Genomic DNA, 19846 nt, shown 5'->3' with positions numbered 1-19846 from the left:
CGACGTGAGCAGGAGCGGGTGAATTCGGAACGGCGCCGTTGCCGAAAGCGGATTCCATTCCGGAGACCGTTCTTTATCTGCCCGGAACTGTATGGACGTCCCGGGAAGGGTGTCAATGAAAGGATGATGGAATGCCGGTGCTCGCACGGACGTGCTCACCGGGAAGTGAGAAAGGGGGCACCCCGCTTGTCACTTCGGGACGAACTTCGGGGGTTCAGGAGCCGGAGCGCGAGGAGCGCTCCGGCGAGTTGCAGCGCCGCCGCGGTCAGCAGACCCGCCGTGTAGCCGTCGGCCAGCGCGGCCGCGGCACCTTCGTCGAACCGGGCCGCGCGGACCACCGACAGCACGGCTCCGATCAGCGCGACCCCCAGCGCGCTCGACAGTTCACGGGACGCGGTGAGCAGTCCGGAGGCCGTGCCCGCGTGCCGCTCGGCGACGACTTCCAACGCGTACGAGGTCAACGGGGTGGTCAGGGCCGATCCGGCGCCGATCAGCACCAGCCCGGGGATCCTCGGCGGTATTTCCGGCACGTGGTTGACCGCGGCGACCGCCAGCAGTCCGGCGGCCACCGTGGCCAGCCCGACCGCGACCGTCCGATGTGGACCCCACCGTGGTACGGCCCAGGGCACCAGCGGCGTGGCGGCGACGACCGCGACCGCCACCACGACCAGCGGCAATCCGGCCAGCGTCGGCCCGAGGCCGAGGGATTCCTGATGCAGCAACGGTGTGAAGAAGAAGACCCCCGAAACCCCCAGTCCCCACAGCAACTGCACGATGAGCGCGCCGGTGAAGACCCGGGTTCCGGTCAGCGCCGACGGCACCAGCCGCACGCGCGCGCGTCTTTCCCTGCGCACGAACCAGATCGCGAAGGCTGTCCCCGCCGCACCGAGCAGCACGTTCAGCTCCACCACGGCGGCGGTGACCAGGACCATCGCGGTGGTCACGACCAGCATGGAGACCACGGCGGGCCTCCCCTCCGCCGGATCACGATCCGCGAGGGCGACCTTGCGCACCAGCATCAGCATCGCCGCGACGAACGGGAGATTGATGAAGAAGATCCAGCCCCAGCCCGGATATTCGCTCAGCACCCCGCCGAGTGTCGGGCCGAGTGCGAGAGCGGCCGCGAGGCAGGCTGTCCAGACCGTCGCGCCGACCGTTCGTCTTCGCGCGTCGAGGTTGGTGCGGAGCAGGCTGAGCAGGGCCGGGACCAGGAACGCCGCGGCGACGCCCTGCAGCACCCGCGCGGAGATGACGAGCCACGCCGTCGTGGCGAACCCTCCGACAGCCGCCCCGGCGCCGAACGCGAGCAGCGCGGCCCGCAGCGTCGCTGCCTGGCCCCAACGGTCCACCAGCGTTCCGGCCACCGGCAGCAGCCCGGCGAACGGGAGCATGTAGCCGATGCTCACCCATTGCAGCGTGGACAGATCCAGGCCGAGCTCCCGGGCGATCGAAGGCGCGCCCGCCGCGACGATCGTGTTGTCGAGGGTGGTGACGAACGCCCCGAGCCCGATCATGAGGAGCGTCGGTCCCATTTCGGCTCCTCGCGAGTGAAGAGGACGGTTCGCGGCCGGGGCGAAGCCGTGACTCGTGTGATCAGACGCCGAACTCGCGTGATTGGACACGGAACTTACGTGATCGGAGGCCGCACTCGGGTGTGCGGCCTCTACTCACGCGAGTTCCGTCTCCAATCACACGAGATCCGTCTCCGATCACGCGAGTCCGGTACCCCGAGCACCGTCTTTACCACTCACGAAACCCGGCCCCGGTCTCTCGTGACAATTCCCGCCGCCCCCATTGACACTCACGCCATAAAACTAGAGCCACCCCTGCCGCGAAGCCTGCGCTCCCAGCTGGAACCGGGTCTGCGCGCCCAGCAGTTGCTGTAGGCGGCTGATCCGCCGGAGGACCGTGCGTTCGCTGATGCCGAGCTCGCGCGCGATCGCCTCGTCGGTCAGGCCTCCGCTCAGCAACGCGAGCAGACGGCGCGTGGCGACGGTCGGTTCCTGCGTCGCTTCCGCGTCGTCCGGACCACCCGCCCGCACCGGTACACCCATCCGCCAGAACGATTCGAACAGCTCGATCAGCGCGCTCAGCAGCATCGACGGATGGATCAGCAGGGCCAGCACGTCACCGGCGTCGGAGTTCGGGACGGCGATCAGCGCCTTGCCGCTGTCGGCGATCACCAGCTTGAGCGGCAGCCTGGGGAACACCCTGGCCTGCTCCCCGAGCGCGATACTCGACTGCACCTGGGCGAATCCGTCGTCGGTCCGCAGCACGGACGAGTCGTAGACGACGCGGTACGCGATGCCGCGTGCCATCGAACCCGGCTGCACCGTGCTCACTTCGGCCTTCGGGCTCATGTACGACCCGGGGTCCAGCGCGACGATGTCCACGGCCGCCTGCGTCTGCATGGCCTCGAAGGTCGCGATCACCTCGTCCCGGCTCCGCAGCACCTCGACGAAGTCCGCGTCCCGGCCGGTCCGCAGGGAGTAGGCGGCGCCGAGCACCTCGGCCGCTTCCCGTGCGCGGACGGCGGCGGCCTCGTGCTGCGCCGCGAACGCCGACAGGGCCGCGCGCGGCGGGCACACCTCGACCCCGGACTCGCCGGCGCGGATCAGGCCGAACCGCTCCAGCTCCGCCAGTTCGGCACCGGGTGTGCCGGGGCACCCGTCCAGCAGGGCCCGGTACAGCTGCTCGGCCTCCATCGACAGGCCTCGCGACTCGGCGAGCATGACGCTTCTCCTCCCCCACCCCAGGATCGATCGGCGTGACATCGATGTCACGCCTTCCGGAATCGCTGATTCCGTTCACTGGACTTGAGGGGGAAAGCGGCCGGATCGTGCGGCTGGACCGATAACGAAACCGTCACGGATCACGCCGACAGGCTCCCGCGGACCGGATCGGCCCGCGGGAGCCCTTGTTCGACGCCGCCGGGGATCAGGCGTTGGCGGGCATACCCTTCTCGTCCGCTTCCGGCGTGGCGGTGCCTTCGAGCAGCTCACGGACGATCTCGTTCGCCTTGCGCACCTGGGGCGTGATCATCTTGATCTTGATCTTCCCGTCGTGCCCGAGGTTGCCGCCGACCTCGACCGTCTTGTCTTCACCGGGCAAGGGCAGGCCCTGGCAGCCGGTGAACTTCTTCTTCGGCGTGTGGCCGGTCTGGAAGTAGGCGACGATCGGGTCGTCGACGCAGTCGGTGTTGTACGGGAAGATCCCGTGGCTGCCTTCGTTGTCGACGCTGATCATCTTGGCGCCCGGCAGGCCGTTCGCGGTGGCGAGCGCGCCCTCGTACGGCGTGGCCGCGTCGAGTTCGGTCTGCGCGATCAGCAGCTTCGGGAACGTCTTGGCGTCCGGCGCCGGCTTGGCGTTGGTAGTCGGCCAGAACGCGCACAGCGGCGCGCCCGAGAGGGCCATGATCGGCGCGATGAACGGCGCGTTCACGGTCAGGTCGGCCTGCCAGTAAGTCCAGTAGTGCAGGTTCTGGTTCCACTGACCGTCCTGGCAGCGGATCGCCTCGAACGCCGCGTCCCAGGTCTCGACCTCGGCGCCGCCCTGGTAGGAGGCCTTGCGCTCGACCGAGTCCTTCTTCGCGATGGCCTCCAGCGCGTTGCCCTTGGCCTTGTTCAGGAACGCCTTGTTCGCGTCGGTCAGGCCGGGGGTGGCGAGAGCCTTCGCGACGACCTGCTCCAGCTTCTCCGCGTCGGTCCCGGTGGGCGCCGGTCCCTTCGCCAGCGCGGCCACCATGGAGGCCGCCGACGGGTACTGGGTGGTGTCGTACATCGCCGGGATGATGAACCACGCGGCGTAGAGCATGCCCGCGAATTCCCGCGTGCCGCCCGCCTTCTCCCAGTTGCGGCGGATCTCGAGCGGGTCGGTGCCCGCCTTGTACTTGGCGTCGTTGCGCGCGACGTAGGGCAGCAGCGCCTCCTGGAACTGGCGGTCACGGCTGCGCGGCTGCAGGTCCCAGGTCTTCTCCAGGGTCGGGCGGCTCGCGTCGGTCGACGAGTCGAGCAGGAACCGGTGCGCCTTGCTCGGGAAGGTGGTGGCGTACCAGGTGCCGAGCCAGGTGCCGTACGAGTAGCCGATGTAGCTGGTCTTCTTCTCCCCGAGCAGGACCCGGATGAAGTCCATGTCGTACGCGGTCTGCTCGGTGGTGATGAACTTCGTCAGCGGGTTCTTCAGGCAGCCCTCGACCTTCGCCCGGCTGATCACGTTCTGATCAGTGCTGTCCGGGACGGTGTAGCTACAGGTCAGCGGGGTGCTCTGGCCGACACCGCGCGGGTCGAAACCGACGAAGTCGTACTGCGAGGCCAGCACGGGACTGCGCATCGCCATCGCGGCGCCCCACGGGAGGCCTTCGCCGCCCGGTCCGCCGGGGTTGACCAGCGCGACGCCCTGCCTGCCGGTGCCGGGGTAGGCGGTCCCGGTCTTGGAGACGCGGACGCCGATCGTGTTGCCGTCCTGCGGGTTGTGCCAGTCCCGCGGCACCTGGACGGTGGCGCAGGCCAGCCCCTTGACCTTCTTCAGCTCCGCTTCCGTCGCCGGCGCGACGGACGGGAACGAGCACTCGCCCCAGGCCACGGCCTGCTTGGTCAGCGCGCCAGCCAGCGCCGCGGTGTCCGGCTCGGCCTTCGCCGCGGGAGCCGCACCCGCGGCGGGGGCCAGCACCAGGCCCGAGGCCAGGAACGCACCGGCGACCAGTGCCACCGTGCCCTTCCGCGTCTTTCTCGTACTACTGATCACCATGATCCCTTTCGACAGGAGCCCCCCGACGTCCGTACGTGAAGTAAAGACCGGTGATCAGGTTTCCCACACGGCCACGAGCTGGCGGATACCCGACATGGCGGGATCTCGACACGATCGCGGTTGCTCGCGTTCAGCTCGCAAGGCTTTCGGCGAACCGCCGCGCCGCGTCGAGATCGGCCGTACCAGGACGGTCCTTGCCGATACCACCGACGAGCTTGAACGGCAGCCATGTGTCGAAGCCGCGGCACGAGAAGGTGCCCACCACGTCGAATCCCTTGTGGCCGAGGAGCCGTGCCAGACGGCGGAGGTAGCGCCGGAACGGCGGCTCGGGCAGCCCGCTCGTGGTGAACACGAACGCCTTCCGCCGGTGTTCCCCCGGCAGCTCCCGCACGAACCGGCGCAGGCGCGGATGGAAGTCCATGCCGAAGATTCCCGAACCGAATCCCACCAGGTCACAGGAATCGAGGTCGGCGGGCCCGATCTCCTCGGGGCTGACGACGCGGGCGCCGAGCACCCCCGCCATGACCTCGGCGACCCTCTCCGTGTTGCCGTGGGACACCGATACGCACACGATGACGACCTTCATGCCGATCCTCCACTTCGCCGGTCCTTTTCCCTTAGGAACCGGGCGGAGACGAAGATCGTGACATCGGGCGCCGTGTCCCGCGTCACCCCTCGCGCAGGTGATCCCGCAGCTCCCGCGCCACGCGGGCCATCAGCACTTCGGCCTCCGGCTGGATCGCCGCCGGCACCCGGGATTCGGTCAGCGCGGCGATCGCGAACATCCCGCCGTCGGCGTGCTCGACCACCCCGACCTCGTGCCGCAGGTTCAGCACGGTGCCCGTCTTCGACGACCATTTCGTGGCGTCGGAGACGAAATCGGGGCTCAGCCGTTGGCGCAACAGGTTGAGCCCCATGAGCTCGCGCACCCGCGCCGCCACCTCTTCGTCCACTTTGGACGGCTTCCACAGCGCTTCGAGCAGGTTCACGAACGCGCGGGCCGAACCGGAACTCGCGCGAGTGACGTCGAGCTGCGGAACGGGATGGCCTTGCCCCGCGGTGCCCGCGTTGATCGCGAGCGCGTGCGCGAGGTGGACGTCGGCGGGGTCGAAACGTTCGGCCGGGGTGTCGCTGAGGTCCGCGGCCGGATGCCGCGCGGTGATCCCGGTGACGCCCCATTCGCGGGTCATCCTGGTGACCTCGGCGGGTGGCGTCAGCGCGAACAGCGCGTCCGCGGCGGTCTCGTCGCTGATGGCCATGGTCAGGTACAGCAGGTCGTCGATCGCCACCCTGGCCGGATGCCGGAACCGCGTCAGCCCGGTCGGCCCCGGCGCGGTGGCCCGCCCCGGCTCGACGTCGAGCGGCGCCGAGCCGTCCAGCTCGCCGCGGCGGATCCGCTCCAGGGTCGCCGCGGCGAGCGGGATCTTCACCAGCGAAGCGCTCGGGAACTCGAGGTCGGGGTCGATGCCCGCCTCGTAGCCGGTCCGCAGATCACGCACGAGGAACGAACCCCGCAGGCCACCGTCGGCCAATTCGGCGCGCAGCCGCATGAGCGGCGTTTCCGTGTTCACGTCGTCTCCTCCGCGCCGAGACATCGGGCGATGTCCGGCCACAATCGTGCCCGCAGCCGCTGCGCGTCCTCACCGGGCCCCGCCGTGATCTCGAACCCGCGCACGAGCCGGATCTCGCCGGCCTGCCGCCAGTTCAAGCCGAGCTCGGTGGCCTGGGCCGCCGAGCACAGCAGCAGATCGTCCGAACCGAACACGGCCGCGGCGGCTGCGGTGAGCGAATCGGCGACGGAAACTTGCGCGGGCCGCAGCCCCACCGCGTCCCTGATCCGGAAGAGGCGGTCGCGGAGATGCGGGACGTCGTCCTCGGGCTGGATCCAGACCCGCCGGGGCGAACCGCCGGACCGGCCGACCCGCAACGTCTCCAGATGGAGGACGTCCGCTCGCGGTCTGCCTCCGCCCGCCAGCCCGAGCGGAACCTTCCAGGTGCCCTCCTCGCCGGGGACGGCGGTGAGCGCCGCGCGGACCTCCTGGGTGCGCACGAGTTCCGCCCGTTCCCGGGGCGGCGCCTGCCGGAACTCCAGGAAGACGTCCAGCGCTCGCGCCGCCGCGTCGAGTTCGGCGAGCTCGCGGACGGTGCAGGTCTCCGGCATCGCCAGCCGCATCGGCCGCAACCTGGCGCGCCGCGCGTCGTGTTCCAGGGTGTCGGCCAAGGCCACCAGCCGTTTCGCCGACGGCAACATGTCCCGTCCGAACGGGGTGAGCATGGCGCGCCGGGTGGAGCGGTCGAACAGCCGCTCGCCGAAATGCCGTTCCAGCGCGGCGATCCGGCGGCTCGCCACCGGTTGGGGGATGCGCGCGAGCGCGGCTCCGGCGGTGAACGTCCCGGCCTCGCTCACGCTCACGAACGCCCGGCAACTCCCGATCAGGTCCACGACCACATACTATGCGCGTTTCGCATGAAAGACGTCATTCGTGTCTTGGACAGCATGACCGGTGCTGGACAGACTGCGGACATCGAACGATCTTGAAAGGAATCATCGTGTCCGTCACTTCTCGCCGGTGGGCCGCCTTGCTGGCGCTCTCGGTCGTGTCACTCGCCGCGTGTTCCACACCCGCTCCGGCACAGCCGCCCGCGGCCACCGCCCCGGTCGCGTCGTCCGGACGCGCCGACTTCGAACAGCTCGAACGGGCCTTCGGCGCCCGGCTCGGGGTGTACGCGGTGGACACCGCCACCGGCCGCGAGGTCGCCTTCCGCGCCGACGAACGCTTCGCCTACGCCTCGACGCACAAGGTGTTCAGCGCCGGCGGTGTCCTGCAGCGGACGCCGGTCGCCGAGCTGGACCGCACGGTGACCTACCGGCAGCAGGACCTGGTCGCCAACTCGCCGGTCACGGAGAAGCACGTGGCGACGGGTCTGCCGCTGCGCGCCGTCATGGACGCGACCCTCCGGTACAGCGACAACACCGGCGGGAACCTGCTCTTCCGCGAACTCGGCGGCCCCGAAGGACTGAACGCGGTGTTCCGCGGGATCGGTGACACCACGAGCCACGCCGACCGGATCGAACCCGAACTCAACGACACGGCGCCCGGCGACAACAGGGACACCAGCACACCCCGTGCCCTCGCCGTGAGCCTGCGCGCCTTCGCCCTCGGCGACGCCCTCCCCGAGGACAAACGCAAGATCCTCGTCGACATGATGCGCGCCAACACCACCGGCGACCAGAACATCCGCGCCGGGGTGCCCGGCTGGGCGGTCGCCGACAAGACCGGCACGGCGGGCTACGGCACGCGCAACGACATCGGGGTCGTGTGGCCGCCGAACCGGGCACCGATCGTCATCTCGGTGCTCACCGACCGGCCGGAGAAGGACGCCAAGATCGACAACAAGCTTCTCGCCGACGCCACCGCGGCCGCGATGAAGGCCCTCCCCTGACCTGTCCCGCCGGGACGGACGAGGATCCGTCCGTCCCGGCGGGGTTCAGCGGCTCAGCGACGGCAGGGGTTGCCCGCCGGATGCGCCGCGGTTCCGTGCACGTCGGCCTGGGACTCCGCGAGCACGATCTTCGCGAGCGCGGTGTCCAGCGCGACGGCCTGCTGCTTCACGACGCCGTTCGCCACGGTCTGGCCGTTGAGCTTCAACGAACCGATGACCAGCGGGATGGTCAACGGCGCCGCGCCCACCGTGATGGACTCACCGTTGATCTTCAGCGAGGCGACGTTCGAGCTGCCCGCCAGCACCGGCGCGAGCCCGCCCGGAGACGGCCGGCAGGTCGCGGTCGCCTGCGACTGGATCACGCCGAGTTCGATGGTCAGCCCGAGCGTGCTGATCACCGTCTTGTCGATCTTGGCCGACGCCAGCGCGCGATCGCCCGCGGCCGGAGCCACCGACTGGTCGTCCGGCGTGAGATCGGTCGACGCGGTCAGCACCTTGGCGTCGACCTTGATCAGGCCGGCGTTGAGTGTCGCGGCGGCGACGGTGCTGCTGTCGTCGGCACACGGCAGGTTCGCCGGGTTGGCCCGTGCCGCGGTCACGCCGAGGACGTTCGCAGCGGTACCCGTGCAGGAGAAGAAGCCGTCACGGTCGTCGTCGACGATCGTGCCGACCCCGGTCGCGTCGAGGAGACCGGCGCCCGACGGTGCCGAGAGGTTCACCGTGAAGGTCTCGTCCGGCTCGTCGACCGTGTCCGGGTCGACCAGGACGGTCACCGGTTTGGCCGTCTGCCCCGGGGCGAACGTGACCGTCCCGCTCGCCGCCGCGTAGTCGGCGGGCGCGGTCGCGGTGCCGTTGGCGGTCGCGTACTGGACCGTCACCGGGTTCGGGCTGGGGCCGCCGAGCAGCGACACCGTGAAGGTCGCCGGGACCTGCGCGCCCCCGGAGCCCTCGTTGACCGTCACGTCGTTGATGCTCAACCCGAGCACCCGCACCGTGGTGGTCTCGATGTACCCACGAGAAACCCCGTCGACCTGGTAGTCGACGACGCACTGGTAGGTGCCGGGAGCGGCGCCGGCCGCCACCTTGATCGTCTCGGTGAACGTGGCGACCTCGCCGCTGGTCACCTTGACGCTGCCGGGATCGTTGGTGACGGTGAGCTGCGGGTCGCAGCTGGTCACCTTCGGCGTCACGGTGACCTCGATGGACTTGATACCGTCCAAAATGGCCTGCGAGACTTGGCCTGCCGGAACGTTGTTCAGCAGGACACCGCCCGTGGCCGAGGTGATCGCGGACGCCTGGCCCGTGGCGTCGAGCGCGCCGACGTTGACGGCGATCACGCGGATCTTCGCCGCCTGCAGCGCCGCGATGGTCTGGGCCAGCGTGTGCCCGCCGCTCGGGTCGTGCGACGGCGCGTCGCCGAACCACGCGATGATGCGGGTGCCGTCCGGCCGGAAGGCGACCGCCCCGGTGGCCAGCTGGTAAAGCGCGTTCAGGTTGGCTTCCGGTGTGTCCCCGCCGCCCGCGGCCGCCCACTGGTTGATCCCCGCTTGGACGGCGGTCGTGTCCCCGGTGATGCCCTGGTTGACCTTGAACGGCACCGAGTCGGTGAAATCCTTGTACTCGGCGACGCCGAACTGCGCGGTCGGCTGCGCGGCGAGCACGTCACCGGTGATGGTGCCGGCGTTCGACCGCACGTTGCCGATCGGCCCGCCCATGCTGCCCGTGGTGTCGGCGAGCAGGACGAGGTCCGGATTCGGCGGCACGGCCGAGGTCGTCACGTTCTTGATCACGGTCTTGCTCTGCCCGGCGTCGAGGGTGAGATCGACCGTGGCCGGGTCGACTCCCGGCGGAGCCGCGGCGGCGACCGCGGTGGACGCGAGCATCGCCGTGACGGCGGCCAGGACGACGAGCAGTGGTCTTCGTGACATGGACTTCCCTCCTCAGACCCGGCCGGAGCCGGAATTCCTGTGGGTTTCCTCGGAAAGACGGAATATTCCGCTTTTCGTTAGCGCGAAAGCCGGACTTCACCCAGTGCGCCCTGTGTCAGGGCACCCGACCGGCTGTTACCGCGAATCCGGGCTACGCGGACCAGGTCCGCATTGCGCCGTCCAGCCGAAGGACCTTGGACACCCCTCACTCTTCAGCGTGAGAGGTGTCGAAGCTTCCTGCGGATTCCGTGATCGCTTTGCCGGACGGAATCCGCATTCATCCGGCGCCCATCAGCGAACAGTCACCGAATGTCGTAACGCCGCCCGCCGCTCGATACCGTGGCGAGACATCGGGTTCCGTCGTGGCACCGAGGTGTGGGGGGGGGGGGGGGGGGGGGGGGGGGGAGGGGGGGGGGGGGGGGGGGGGGGGGGGGGGGGGGGGCTGGGCGGGGGGGGGGGCGGGGGGGTGGGGGGGGGGGGGGGTGGGGCGGGGGCCGGTGGTGTTTCTACAACCATTTGTGGGGTTTTTGTTTGGCCCCTTGTCCCCCCCCCCCCCCACGCCCCTGACGCAGACCGGCAGAGCCCACGTGTGAACCCCGCACTCCTTGGGTACTCCATGCCTGCGCCCATGCTCTTGGCCCAGCTGGGAAACCCGCTAAGGAGAACGCGTGGGTATCACGAGAACACGACAGGCTTACGAATTCCCCATCGGCATCGCCCCGCCACTGGGAGAAGTCCGGGCCTGGCTGAGAGAACAGCTGAGCGAGATCGGACGGACCACCATCGCGGACACCGAGCTGCTGACCACGGAACTGGTCGCCAACGCGCACGAACACGCGGACGGGGTCGCCGGGCTCAGGGTTTCCGTCCCCTCGGGCCGCGACGTCGTCCGCATCGAAGTCGACGACCACCGTCCGCGCCTGCGGCCGCGCCGCGTGCTCAAGGACGACCCGGCGAGCCCCCACGGTCGAGGGCTGGCGCTGGTCGAGGCGATCAGCACCGAATGGGGCGTGCACACCGGCGCCGGATTCAAAACGGTGTGGGCGGAGATCCCGGTGCTCTGACACGATCATCGCGTGATCGCCCCGCGCAGCACCCTGATCGCGCCGATGCCACGGCCGGGTGACCACGTTCGCCTCGACTCCCCCGCCAGCTTTCCAAGCCGCGAACTGGTCGCCGAGACCAAGGCGGTCCTGGAAAGCTGGGGACTGGTGGTCGAAATCGGGGCGCACGCGCTCGACCAGCGAGGCTTCATGGCCGGCCGGGACGAAGACCGTCTCGCCGACCTCGACGACGCGTTCCGCGATCCCGCCGTCCGCGCGGTGATCGCCACCCGTGGCGGAGCGGGCGCGTACCGCATCGCCGACGACCTGGACTTCGCCGCGGTACTGGCCGATCCCAAGCCGATGGTCGGTTTCAGCGACATCACCGCCCTGCACCTCGCGCTCTGGCGGCACTGCGGACTGGCCGGGATCCACGGTTTCCTGGCGGGCTCCCGTTCCGCGGCCGCGACCCGCAAGCTGCTGATGGCCGGTGAGCCCGCCGTGCTGCACCGCGATCCTGCTTCAGGAGCGGGGCTCCTGGCGTTCCTGATCTCGGTCGCCACTCCCCTCGGGTGCGCTATGAACGGTCCGTTCCTTGCAAAATTTGCAAGGAACGGACCGTTCATAGCGTCGGGACTGGGTGGCTACCGAACGATGGGCTCGGTCAGATCGATCGCCAGCTGCCCCAGCTGATCCGATCGGGAACGCTCACCGTCGAACCGGCGGTGCGCTGAACTACTTCGACTCGACCCGGCCCAGCGGATCCGGCGCCGCCGCCAGTTCCTCGCAAGCCGTCAGCCAGGCCGTGTCGCCCGGGTAGAGCTCGGACCGGAGGTAGGCCCAGGTGAGGTGCCCCACCGCGGCCACCCGATCCGGGTTCTCGTCCGTCGTCTCGGCGACGTCGTAGCCGGACACCCCGCCGAGTCCGTGCTCGGCGCCGAACAGGGTGAGCAGCGTTTTCCGGCCAGGCGAAAGGAAGTACGGGTCGGTGTGCCATTCCGGGCCCCGAACCGTCAGATGACCGGAGGCGTCCTTGTCCCCGGCGACGACGAGCGCGGGTGTCGTCATCGCGGAGAAGTCCGTGCTGAGAAGGACGGGGTAGTTCTCGGCCACGAACCCGGTGACCGCGTCGCCGCCGCGGCCGGGCGCGGCGAGCAGGACACCGGCCGAGATCCGGGGCTCGGCGAGGCGCACTTCCTCGCCGCTGTGAGGATCGGTGTATCGCGCACCCAGCAGAAGACTCGCGGTGTGCCCGCCCATCGAATGCCCGGCCACCGCGACCCTCCCCCGGTCCAGCCTGCCGCGCAACTGCGGGACGGCGTCCTCGATCTCGTCGAGCCGGTCGAGGATCCGGATCATGTCCTCGGCCCTGGACCGTTGGTACAGCGGCGCTTCCGGGTCGCCGGGCGGCAGGTTCAGCGTCCGCGAGCTCAGATGGGTCGGCTGGACGACGGCGAACCCGTGCCCCGCCCAGTGGTTCACGAGCGGGGCATAGCCGTGCAGGGACGAGAGATGGTTCGAAGGTCCCTGGCCGTGCGACAGCAGGATGATCGGCAGCTCGTTTCCGGTCGCCGGCGCGGAGATCCGCAGCCGCAGGTCCACGGCCCGGTCCGGCGTGGACAGCTCCACCGGGGCGATCGAGATCACTGGCGTGCTCATGGTGAGTTTCCTTTGCGAGAAGGCGCCCGCGCTAAGCGGAACACTGTTCCACAAACATACGGAGCAGTGTTCCGCTTTGTCAAACGCCCCTCGCCCGGTCCGCGAGAGCACCCGCGAGCGAGGCCACCTCCGCCGAAAGCCCGGTCCAGTCATCGATGGCCGTACCGAGGTATCCCGCCCGCGCGCGCTCCAGCAGCACACCACCATCGACCATCGCCGCGGCGGTGTCCTTCGAGACGATCCGGCCCGTTTCGACGGTCACGACGATGCGCGCGAGCGTGAGCAGGACGTTGCGTTCGTCGCCTTCGATCTCGGACAAGAGGCCGGGAATGACGCCGAGCGCCGCCTCGCGGAGCAGATCCGGCGGCACCGGATCGACGAGCTCCGCGAAGTCAGGGCCGCGCAGAACCCGGTGCGCCGCATGGGCCGTGGCCGCGAGGATCACGACATCGGGATCCTCGACAGGCCCGGGAAGACGGCCCTCGGCGAACTCTTCCCGAAGCCATTCCCCGTACTGGAAATCCCGGCGAGACGGTTCACTCCCGGCCACGATCCCGGTCAGCTCGATCGGACGCCGGTCCGCCGCCTCGGGAAAGCGGTCGGCGTGGCCACGCCAGCCCGAAAGCCGCAGCAGCAGTGACACCAGCGCGGCGCGTTCTTCTTCGCCGAGCGACCGGCGGGTGACCAGCAGCAGATCGACGTCGCTGTCCGGTTTGAGCCCGCCCGCCGCGGCGGAGCCGTAGAGATACAACCCGAGGACGCCGCCGGGATCCTCACGGTCGAGATGGTCCAGCAGAGGCTTGATGCGCATGCCTCAACGATCACCTGCTACGCAAGGTATTTCCGGGCCCATGCGGCGAAGCCGGTGAGCGGGATGCCGAGGTCCCGCGCGAATTCCGGGCGCCCCGGCTGGCCGATCACGTTCAGCCACTCGTGCGAGGCGCCCATCGGCGGCATCCCGGCGGCGACCGCCTGCTCGACGGTCATGTCCGGGGCGGCCAGCCTCGTCCCCAGCACACCGGACAGGACATCGGCGATCTCGGTCATGGTCAGGAAGTCGCTCGCGAGCTCGAGTTCGACCCCGGCGAACCGGTCCGGTTCGGCGATGGCGGCCGCGGCCGCGGTGCCGACGTCGTCGACGGCGGCCAGCGAAAGGGACGTCGAGGGCTTGACGACGCTCACCAGGCCGCCATCCACCCCGCGCGGGAACAGGAACTTCATGTCAGGCAGGAAGTTCTCCATGAAGAAGCCCGGCTTGAGCAGTGTCCACCGCGGAAAACCCGCCTCGCGCAGGTGGTCCTGGATCGCGGCCTTGGCGCCCAGCGTGGGCTCCATCGAAGACCAGCGACCTTCGGCCCATCCGTCCGCCTCGACGTGCTGACCGGCTCCCGAGACGGAGGTGTGCACGAACTGCGGCACCCCGGCCGCCTTCGCACCCTCGATGAGGTTGACGCCTTGAGTCACCTCCCCGGCGAAGTCGAATCCGTCTTCGCTCATTCCGGGCATCTGCACCGAGAAAACGGCGCGGGCACCCTTGGCCGCGCGGATCACGGAGTCGACGTCGTGAAGATCGCCGACGACGAGTTCGGCGCCGAGCGCTTCGACGGCTTTCGCCCTGGCCGGATCACGGACGAGGGCGCGGACGGGAACGCCGGCCGCGAGCAGGGCGCGGGCGGTCGCACCGCCCTGCCTGCCGGTGGCGCCGGTGACCAAAACGGGTGCTGCGGACATGATGACTCCTTCTGTCGGCTAAGTGGCGGGGCCCGCCACTTATCGTCCGCTACAATATGGCGGGCCCCGCCACTTACGCAAACACCGAGGTGAAGGCATGTCCGACGGTCAGCGCGCCGACGCACGGCGGAACTACGCGCGCATCCTCGCGGTGGCCGAGGAAGAGGTCGCGACGCACGGCTCCGGTGCCTCGCTGGAGCAGATCGCCCGCACCGCCAACGTCGGCTCGGCGACCGTGCGCCGCCACTTCCCCACCCGCCGGGCACTGCTGGAGGCGGTCTCAGCGAGCCGGATCGCCGCGTTGTGCGCCCGCGCCGCCGAATTGACCGGCGAAGAAGACAGCCGGAAAGCGCTCCTGACCTGGCTCAACGAGGTCGTCGTCTACTGCGTCTCCGCCCGTGGCCTGGCGGCCGCGCTGGCGTACGACGGCCCGACCCACGAGAACTCCTGCTCCACCGCCATCGAGGACGCCGGGGAACCGCTCCTGCGACGGGCCGCGCGGGACGGCATGGTGCTGCCGGAAGTCACCGTCGCGGATCTGATCACGCTGATCGTCGGCATCGTCCTGGCCACCGAGCATCACCCGGATCCGGCCGCACAGGCGGACCGGCTGTTCCGGCTGGCCGTGGCGGGGCTGGGCCCCCGGACGTGAAAAGGGGCCGGAGTGGTCGCCCGCTCCGGCCCCGGCACGGATTTCGCCTACCGTGTGCCGCGACGGCCCGATGAGACCACCGCCGGCACCGGGGCACCGTTGATCACGAACTGCGACCCCGGTTCACGGACGACGTCGCCGTTCGCGGAGTTGCCGATCGTCACATTCGTCAAGGTCGCGCTGCCACGGGCGCCGCTCATCGCGAGGATGCCCGCGCCGTTGTTCGACTTGTCGATCTTGACGTTGGTGAGAGCCGCGGTCACGACGCCGCCGCCCGTCTTGAACTGGACGCCGTCGTAGGTCGAGTCGTGGATCTCCGTGTCCCGCAGCACGACCCCGGGGATGTCCTTGCCCTGCGCGAAGAACGTGATCGCGCCGAACTCCTGCTGCTCGCCCCAGAACACGCCGCCGCAGCGGTACAGGGCGTTGTTCGCGATGAGCGTCTCCCCGGAGAACGGCAGCGGATCGTGGTCCGTCGCCAGCATGATGCCCGGATAGTTCATCGTGTCGTGGACGATGTTGTTCTCGATCTTGTTGCCGTAGCCGCCGTAGATCGCGATCCCGTTGGCACGCCACGGAAGCTGGATCGTGTTGTTGGCGAACACGTTGTCGTGCGCGATGTCCTGCGAAGGGTCCTTCACGTACTGGTTCGCCCACACCGCGAGCGAGTCGTCACCGGTGGTGCGGAACGACGAGTTGAACACCTTCGAGTTCCGTGTGCCGTTGGTGAAGTTGATGCCGTCGGCGTAGGTGTTCCGGATCCGCATACCGCTGAACTCCAGGCCGTCACCCGGGCCCCACAGCGCCGGGACGTTGCTGTAGTCCCGGCCGACCCACACCCCGACGTTGGCGTGCTCGATCCACACGTTCGTGATCTTCGTGCCGGTGCCGAACCGGCCGTTGAGACCGACGCCGCCTTCGGCACCACCGTCCCCGCCGCGGATCCGTCCGGAACCGAAGATGGCGATGTCGGAGATCTGGGTGTTCTTGTCGATGTCGAACCCGAAGTTGCCCTCGTGCGGATGGTTGATCCCGCCCGCGTTCTGCGGCTCGATCAGCGAGTACAGCTGCGAATGCCACATGCCGGCGCCCCGGATCGTCACGTTGGAGATGCCGACCTGGTTGTACTGGCCGCCGCCGTTGGGCACGTTCGGGTCGTCGGTCAGGATCTTCTTCTCCTGCCGCCACTGCCCCGCCGGGATCCAGACACAGCCGATCACCCCGTTCTGGTCGTCGGTCACCGCGCGCTGGATCGCCGCCGAGTCGTCGTTCCCGTCGTTCGGCACCGCGCCGTACTCCGTGATCGACGTGCAGTTCGCGGGTTTCCCCGACGCCGGGGCGACCTGTTCCAGATCGATGAGATCGACGATGTAGAACGCCGCGTTGTCGCCGTTGTCCCGCTGCAGCTTGAACTTCGTACCCGGCGGGTACGACCGGGACAGCAGCGCGTGCGACTCGTCGAACAGGCGCCGTGCGTTGGCCTGCGGGGTGTTGGTCAGGCCTTCGGGGTCGTCGGTACTGCCGTAGAGCCAGCTGTGTTTCGACGACAGCGTCAGCTTCTGCGCGAAGGTCCCGTTGACGTAGAGGCTGATGGTCGCGTCCTGCCCGCCGCCGCCAGGGGCGTCCGGAATGGAGTTGCGCACGACGATCGAGTTCGCCTCGTTCGCCGACGTGAACTCCACGTACTGGCCCTGATCAGCCAACCGCACGGATTTGCGGCCCGAGGACTCGGTCGCGAAGTTCGTGTGACCGAAGGTGCGCAGCGGGTCGGTCTCCAGCAGTTGTCCTTGGTACTGCGCGGCTTCCGCCTCGTACTCGACATACGGGACGGCCGCGCCGCGGCCCACGACGATCGCCCGGGAGAGGCCGTTGTTGGACTCGTTGGTCTCCGTGACCGTGCCGGTCGCGTCGGCCGTCGCGGTCAGGGTCGCGCCACCGTCGGCAGCGGTCCAGGTGCCGGCGATCGCGACGTTCGCGGTGGCCCCCGCCTCGATCGCACCGGTGGCGCCGGTCAACGTGGTGCCGCCGACGGCCAGCCGTGTCACCGAAGCGTCCGCGCCGCTCGTGCCGCGGTTGTGCACCGCGACGGTGAACGACACCGCCGAACCGGCGGCCGGGTTGGGCGGGTTCGACGTGATGCCGGTGACCACGAGGTCCGGCCCCGGCGCCTGCGCGACGACCAGCGGGGTCGCCGAGGTGTAGGTGTTGTTGGTTTCGTTCTGCTCGGCCACCGTGCCCGCCGGGTCCGCGGTGGCGGCCACGGTGTACGTACCCTGCGGACGCGTTCCCGCGTCGACGGTCACCGTCGTGGATGCGCCGGCGGCGAGTGGCCCGATTGCCGCTTCACCGACGACGGTGCCGCCGAGGCTGACGTTCACGGTCGCGGCGGCCGCGTTCGCGGTGCCGGTGTTCTTCACCGTCGCCGAGACGGCGAGCTTGCTGGTCTCCGTCGGATTCGCCGGCGTCCAGGTCGTACCGGTGACCACGAGATCCGGGTTCGGGGCGGGCGTACCGATCACCTGGAACTCCGCGACCTGACCGCCGGGAGCGCCGGAGTTGGCGAAGAACTGCAGGCGCACATCCGAAACGCGGCCGCTGACCGGCACGACCACCGAGTTCTGGTTGGTGGCCGGATCGAAGCGGTGGTCGGCACGCGCTGAAAGCGAGGTGAACGCGGTGGCGCCCTGCGCGCGCCCGAGGACCTCGAAGTTCTGCGTCCGCGCACCCCAGATGGCGTCCGGGTTGAGCTTCACCACGACCGAGTCGACCTCCGCGTCGGCCCCGAGTTTCACCGTCAGCGAGTTCGGATAGCCCGCGGCGGACTCCCAGTACGTGGCGGTGTTGTTGTCGTTGGCGTTGGCTGGGACGAACGAGTGGACCGCCGACGTGGCCTCGATCGGTTTGCCCGCCGCCAGGTTCGCGCCCGCGCTCGTTCCGGAGCGCACGACGTGGTAGCTGTCGCCGGACTCGTTGCCCGCGGCGTCCTTGGCACGCACGAAATACTCGACCCGTGTCCCCGGGGGCCGTGATTCGGTGAACGTGGTGCCGGTGATCGTCGCGACCGGCGTGCCGTCGCGGTAGACGGTGTAACCGGCGATCCCGATATTGTCCGCCGAGGGCGACCAGGTCAGCCGGATCTGACCGGCGGCGGGCTCGGTCAGCGCGAGATTCGCGGGCGCGCTCGGCGCCTGGGTGTCCCCGGTGTCCGGTCCGTACAGCTCGAACTCCGCCAACTGCGCGGCGGGCCACCGCGTGTTCGCCGTGACCTGTAGCCGCACGTAGCGGGCCGACGCGGTCATCGGAATCGTGACGGTGTTGGTGCCGGGCGCGAACGCGTACCCGGTCGGCGCGGCGAGGTCGGTGAACGCGGTGCCGTCGGTGCTTCCTCGCACGGCCAGCGTCTGGGTGCGGGATTCCCAGCCGGACGGCAGTTTCAGCACGATCCGAGACAGGGGTTTGGCCGTCCCGAGGTCGGCCTGGATCCATTGCGGGAACGCGTTGTTGGCGGATTCCCAGTAGCTCTCCTGGTTTCCGTCGACGGCGTTCGCGACGGGATAGCCGGGCAGCGCGCTGCTCGCCGACACCGTGCGGGTCAACGGCACCTCGGCGAGCGCCGCCGGTCCGGGTGGGGCCGCGGGGTCCGGTGGCGGGCCGCTCGCGGCGGAGGCGAAGGAGAGTCCGGCGACGGAAAGCCCCGTGACCAGGAGGCCGGCGACGATCCGGGACAGGCGCATACGTGTCATGGCGTCTTCTCTTCTTTGAGACGGCGGGGACGGAGCCTGAGCCGTACGAGCATGCAACAACCCGGAGACAAAATGCAAGAAGCGAACTTCTTCATGAAATTTTGCGACTTCTCCCGGGTTGATCTCGAGTCAGCCTCGCTGATGACCTACGCGCGTTCTCCGAATGCGGACAGCATTTCGCTTCCTTTATGCGCGGCAAGGGAAAGCTTGGTCATGTATTCCGGAGACGCGGTGCACAGTTGTACACTCAACGCAGGCTAGCCGTGTGGAGGTCGATCCCTGATGGACATGACAAAAACCCTGAGGTCCGCGCTCACCGGCACGACAACCGAGTCGAGGTCCGCCGTCCGAGAGCTGCGACGGGAGACCGAGGATCTCGTGGCGCGCCGCGCGGGCAGGACGGCGAACCGGCTGACCGAACTGGGCGAACGGCTCGCCGATCTGGTCCTGGTCTCGGGAAGCAGGCTCGCGGGCCTCGCCGATCGGCACAGTAAGCCCGTGGGCGAAGGTGTCCGCCGGGAAGCGGGCCGGATCGGCGAGTCGGTGGAGCGGTTGTCCGCCACCCTGTCGGACCGGGCCATTCTTCTCGCCGAGGAACTGCTCGATCCGCGGCCGTCCGGGAAACGCCGCCGTCGATAGGCGATCACACCTCGCCACACATGCCCCAAGAGCACCAGCAGTCACAGCGGCTACGCGTGAAGGACCCCATCCCTCGGCTCAGCCGAGGAAACTCGACCTTCACACCTTCCCCAGTACATGAAGGCCCCCATCCTTGCGCCTAAGTACAGGAAGGGGGCCTTCATGTACTACAGGCACCCCAACGCAGGTCGCGAGTGGCATGCCAGGTCCGTGAAGGCCTCCTTACCTACCCTGAAGGTAGTGAAGGAGGCCGTCACAGAC

At 69.3% G+C, this 19846-nt stretch carries 16 protein-coding genes; 5 read left to right on the top strand and 11 right to left on the bottom strand.

The features are described from left to right. Positions 1-155: 155 nt before the first annotated feature. From ACIBTM_RS18770 to ACIBTM_RS18745, 6 genes are all read right to left on the bottom strand, one after another. Positions 156-1532 (bottom strand): MFS transporter, encoded by a 1377-nt coding sequence (locus tag ACIBTM_RS18770; RefSeq protein ID WP_395878194.1) that lies wholly within the window; start codon positions 1530-1532, stop codon positions 156-158. Between the two features lie 282 nt (positions 1533-1814). Beyond that, a complete protein-coding gene (locus tag ACIBTM_RS18765; RefSeq protein WP_395878192.1) occupies positions 1815-2732 on the bottom strand; it encodes a helix-turn-helix domain-containing protein in 918 nt (305 codons plus the stop codon). A gap of 205 nt (positions 2733-2937) precedes the next feature. After that, positions 2938-4746 carry an alpha/beta hydrolase gene (locus ACIBTM_RS18760; RefSeq protein WP_395878190.1) on the bottom strand — a complete coding sequence of 603 codons (1809 nt, stop codon included), beginning with the start codon at positions 4744-4746 and terminating at the stop codon, positions 2938-2940. Positions 4747-4876: 130 nt separating this feature from the next. After that, entirely contained in the window at positions 4877-5332 is a 456-nt protein-coding gene (locus ACIBTM_RS18755) for a flavodoxin family protein (protein WP_395878188.1), read from the bottom strand. Positions 5333-5414: 82 nt separating this feature from the next. Next, complete coding sequence (locus tag ACIBTM_RS18750) at positions 5415-6317, bottom strand: serine hydrolase (RefSeq protein WP_395878186.1); 903 nt, start codon at positions 6315-6317, stop codon at positions 5415-5417. Beyond that, positions 6314-7195, bottom strand: coding sequence for a LysR family transcriptional regulator (locus ACIBTM_RS18745; RefSeq protein ID WP_395878184.1), 882 nt, complete (start codon positions 7193-7195; stop codon positions 6314-6316). The genes ACIBTM_RS18750 and ACIBTM_RS18745 overlap by 4 nt, the downstream gene beginning before the upstream one ends. A gap of 101 nt (positions 7196-7296) precedes the next feature. On the opposite strand from ACIBTM_RS18745, the gene bla reads away from it, so the two are divergent. Beyond that, positions 7297-8190, top strand: a complete 894-nt coding sequence (gene bla / locus ACIBTM_RS18740) for a class A beta-lactamase (RefSeq protein WP_395878182.1) — start codon at positions 7297-7299, stop codon at positions 8188-8190. 53 nt (positions 8191-8243) lie between these two features. On the opposite strand, the gene ACIBTM_RS18735 is transcribed toward bla, so the two are convergent. Then, entirely contained in the window at positions 8244-10118 is a 1875-nt protein-coding gene (locus ACIBTM_RS18735) for a Calx-beta domain-containing protein (protein WP_395878180.1), read from the bottom strand. Positions 10119-10786: 668 nt separating this feature from the next. Here ACIBTM_RS18735 and ACIBTM_RS18730 point away from each other — a divergent pair. Beyond that, positions 10787-11182: an ATP-binding protein gene (locus ACIBTM_RS18730; RefSeq protein WP_395878178.1), complete on the top strand. Its 396-nt coding sequence runs from the start codon at positions 10787-10789 to the stop codon at positions 11180-11182. A gap of 12 nt (positions 11183-11194) precedes the next feature. Beyond that, positions 11195-11854: an LD-carboxypeptidase gene (locus tag ACIBTM_RS18725; protein ID WP_395878176.1), complete on the top strand. Its 660-nt coding sequence runs from the start codon at positions 11195-11197 to the stop codon at positions 11852-11854. A gap of 42 nt (positions 11855-11896) precedes the next feature. Here ACIBTM_RS18725 and ACIBTM_RS18720 read toward each other — a convergent pair whose 3' ends face one another. From ACIBTM_RS18720 to ACIBTM_RS18710, 3 genes are all read right to left on the bottom strand, one after another. Beyond that, positions 11897-12820, bottom strand: a complete 924-nt coding sequence (locus ACIBTM_RS18720) for an alpha/beta hydrolase family protein (RefSeq protein WP_395878174.1) — start codon at positions 12818-12820, stop codon at positions 11897-11899. Positions 12821-12899: 79 nt separating this feature from the next. After that, a complete protein-coding gene (locus ACIBTM_RS18715) occupies positions 12900-13631 on the bottom strand; it encodes an aminoglycoside adenylyltransferase domain-containing protein (protein ID WP_395878172.1) in 732 nt (243 codons plus the stop codon). A gap of 17 nt (positions 13632-13648) precedes the next feature. Next, positions 13649-14551: an NmrA family NAD(P)-binding protein gene (locus tag ACIBTM_RS18710; RefSeq protein ID WP_395878171.1), complete on the bottom strand. Its 903-nt coding sequence runs from the start codon at positions 14549-14551 to the stop codon at positions 13649-13651. 97 nt (positions 14552-14648) lie between these two features. On the opposite strand from ACIBTM_RS18710, the gene ACIBTM_RS18705 reads away from it, so the two are divergent. Continuing rightward, positions 14649-15203, top strand: coding sequence for a TetR/AcrR family transcriptional regulator (locus tag ACIBTM_RS18705; protein WP_395878169.1), 555 nt, complete (start codon positions 14649-14651; stop codon positions 15201-15203). A 47-nt stretch (positions 15204-15250) separates the two neighbouring features. Here the strand turns inward: ACIBTM_RS18705 and ACIBTM_RS18700 are convergent, their stop codons facing one another. Beyond that, positions 15251-18946, bottom strand: a complete 3696-nt coding sequence (locus ACIBTM_RS18700; protein ID WP_395878167.1) for a CARDB domain-containing protein — start codon at positions 18944-18946, stop codon at positions 15251-15253. A 288-nt stretch (positions 18947-19234) separates the two neighbouring features. On the opposite strand from ACIBTM_RS18700, the gene ACIBTM_RS18695 reads away from it, so the two are divergent. After that, positions 19235-19585 carry a hypothetical protein gene (locus tag ACIBTM_RS18695; RefSeq protein ID WP_395878166.1) on the top strand — a complete coding sequence of 117 codons (351 nt, stop codon included), beginning with the start codon at positions 19235-19237 and terminating at the stop codon, positions 19583-19585. The last annotated feature ends 261 nt before the right edge of the window (positions 19586-19846 follow it).

Origin of the sequence: Amycolatopsis sp. NPDC049868, assembly GCF_044461365.1 — a bacterium.
Taxonomy (GTDB): Bacteria; Actinomycetota; Actinomycetes; order Mycobacteriales; family Pseudonocardiaceae; genus Amycolatopsis.
This window is presented reverse-complemented; position numbering and strand designations above follow the sequence as displayed.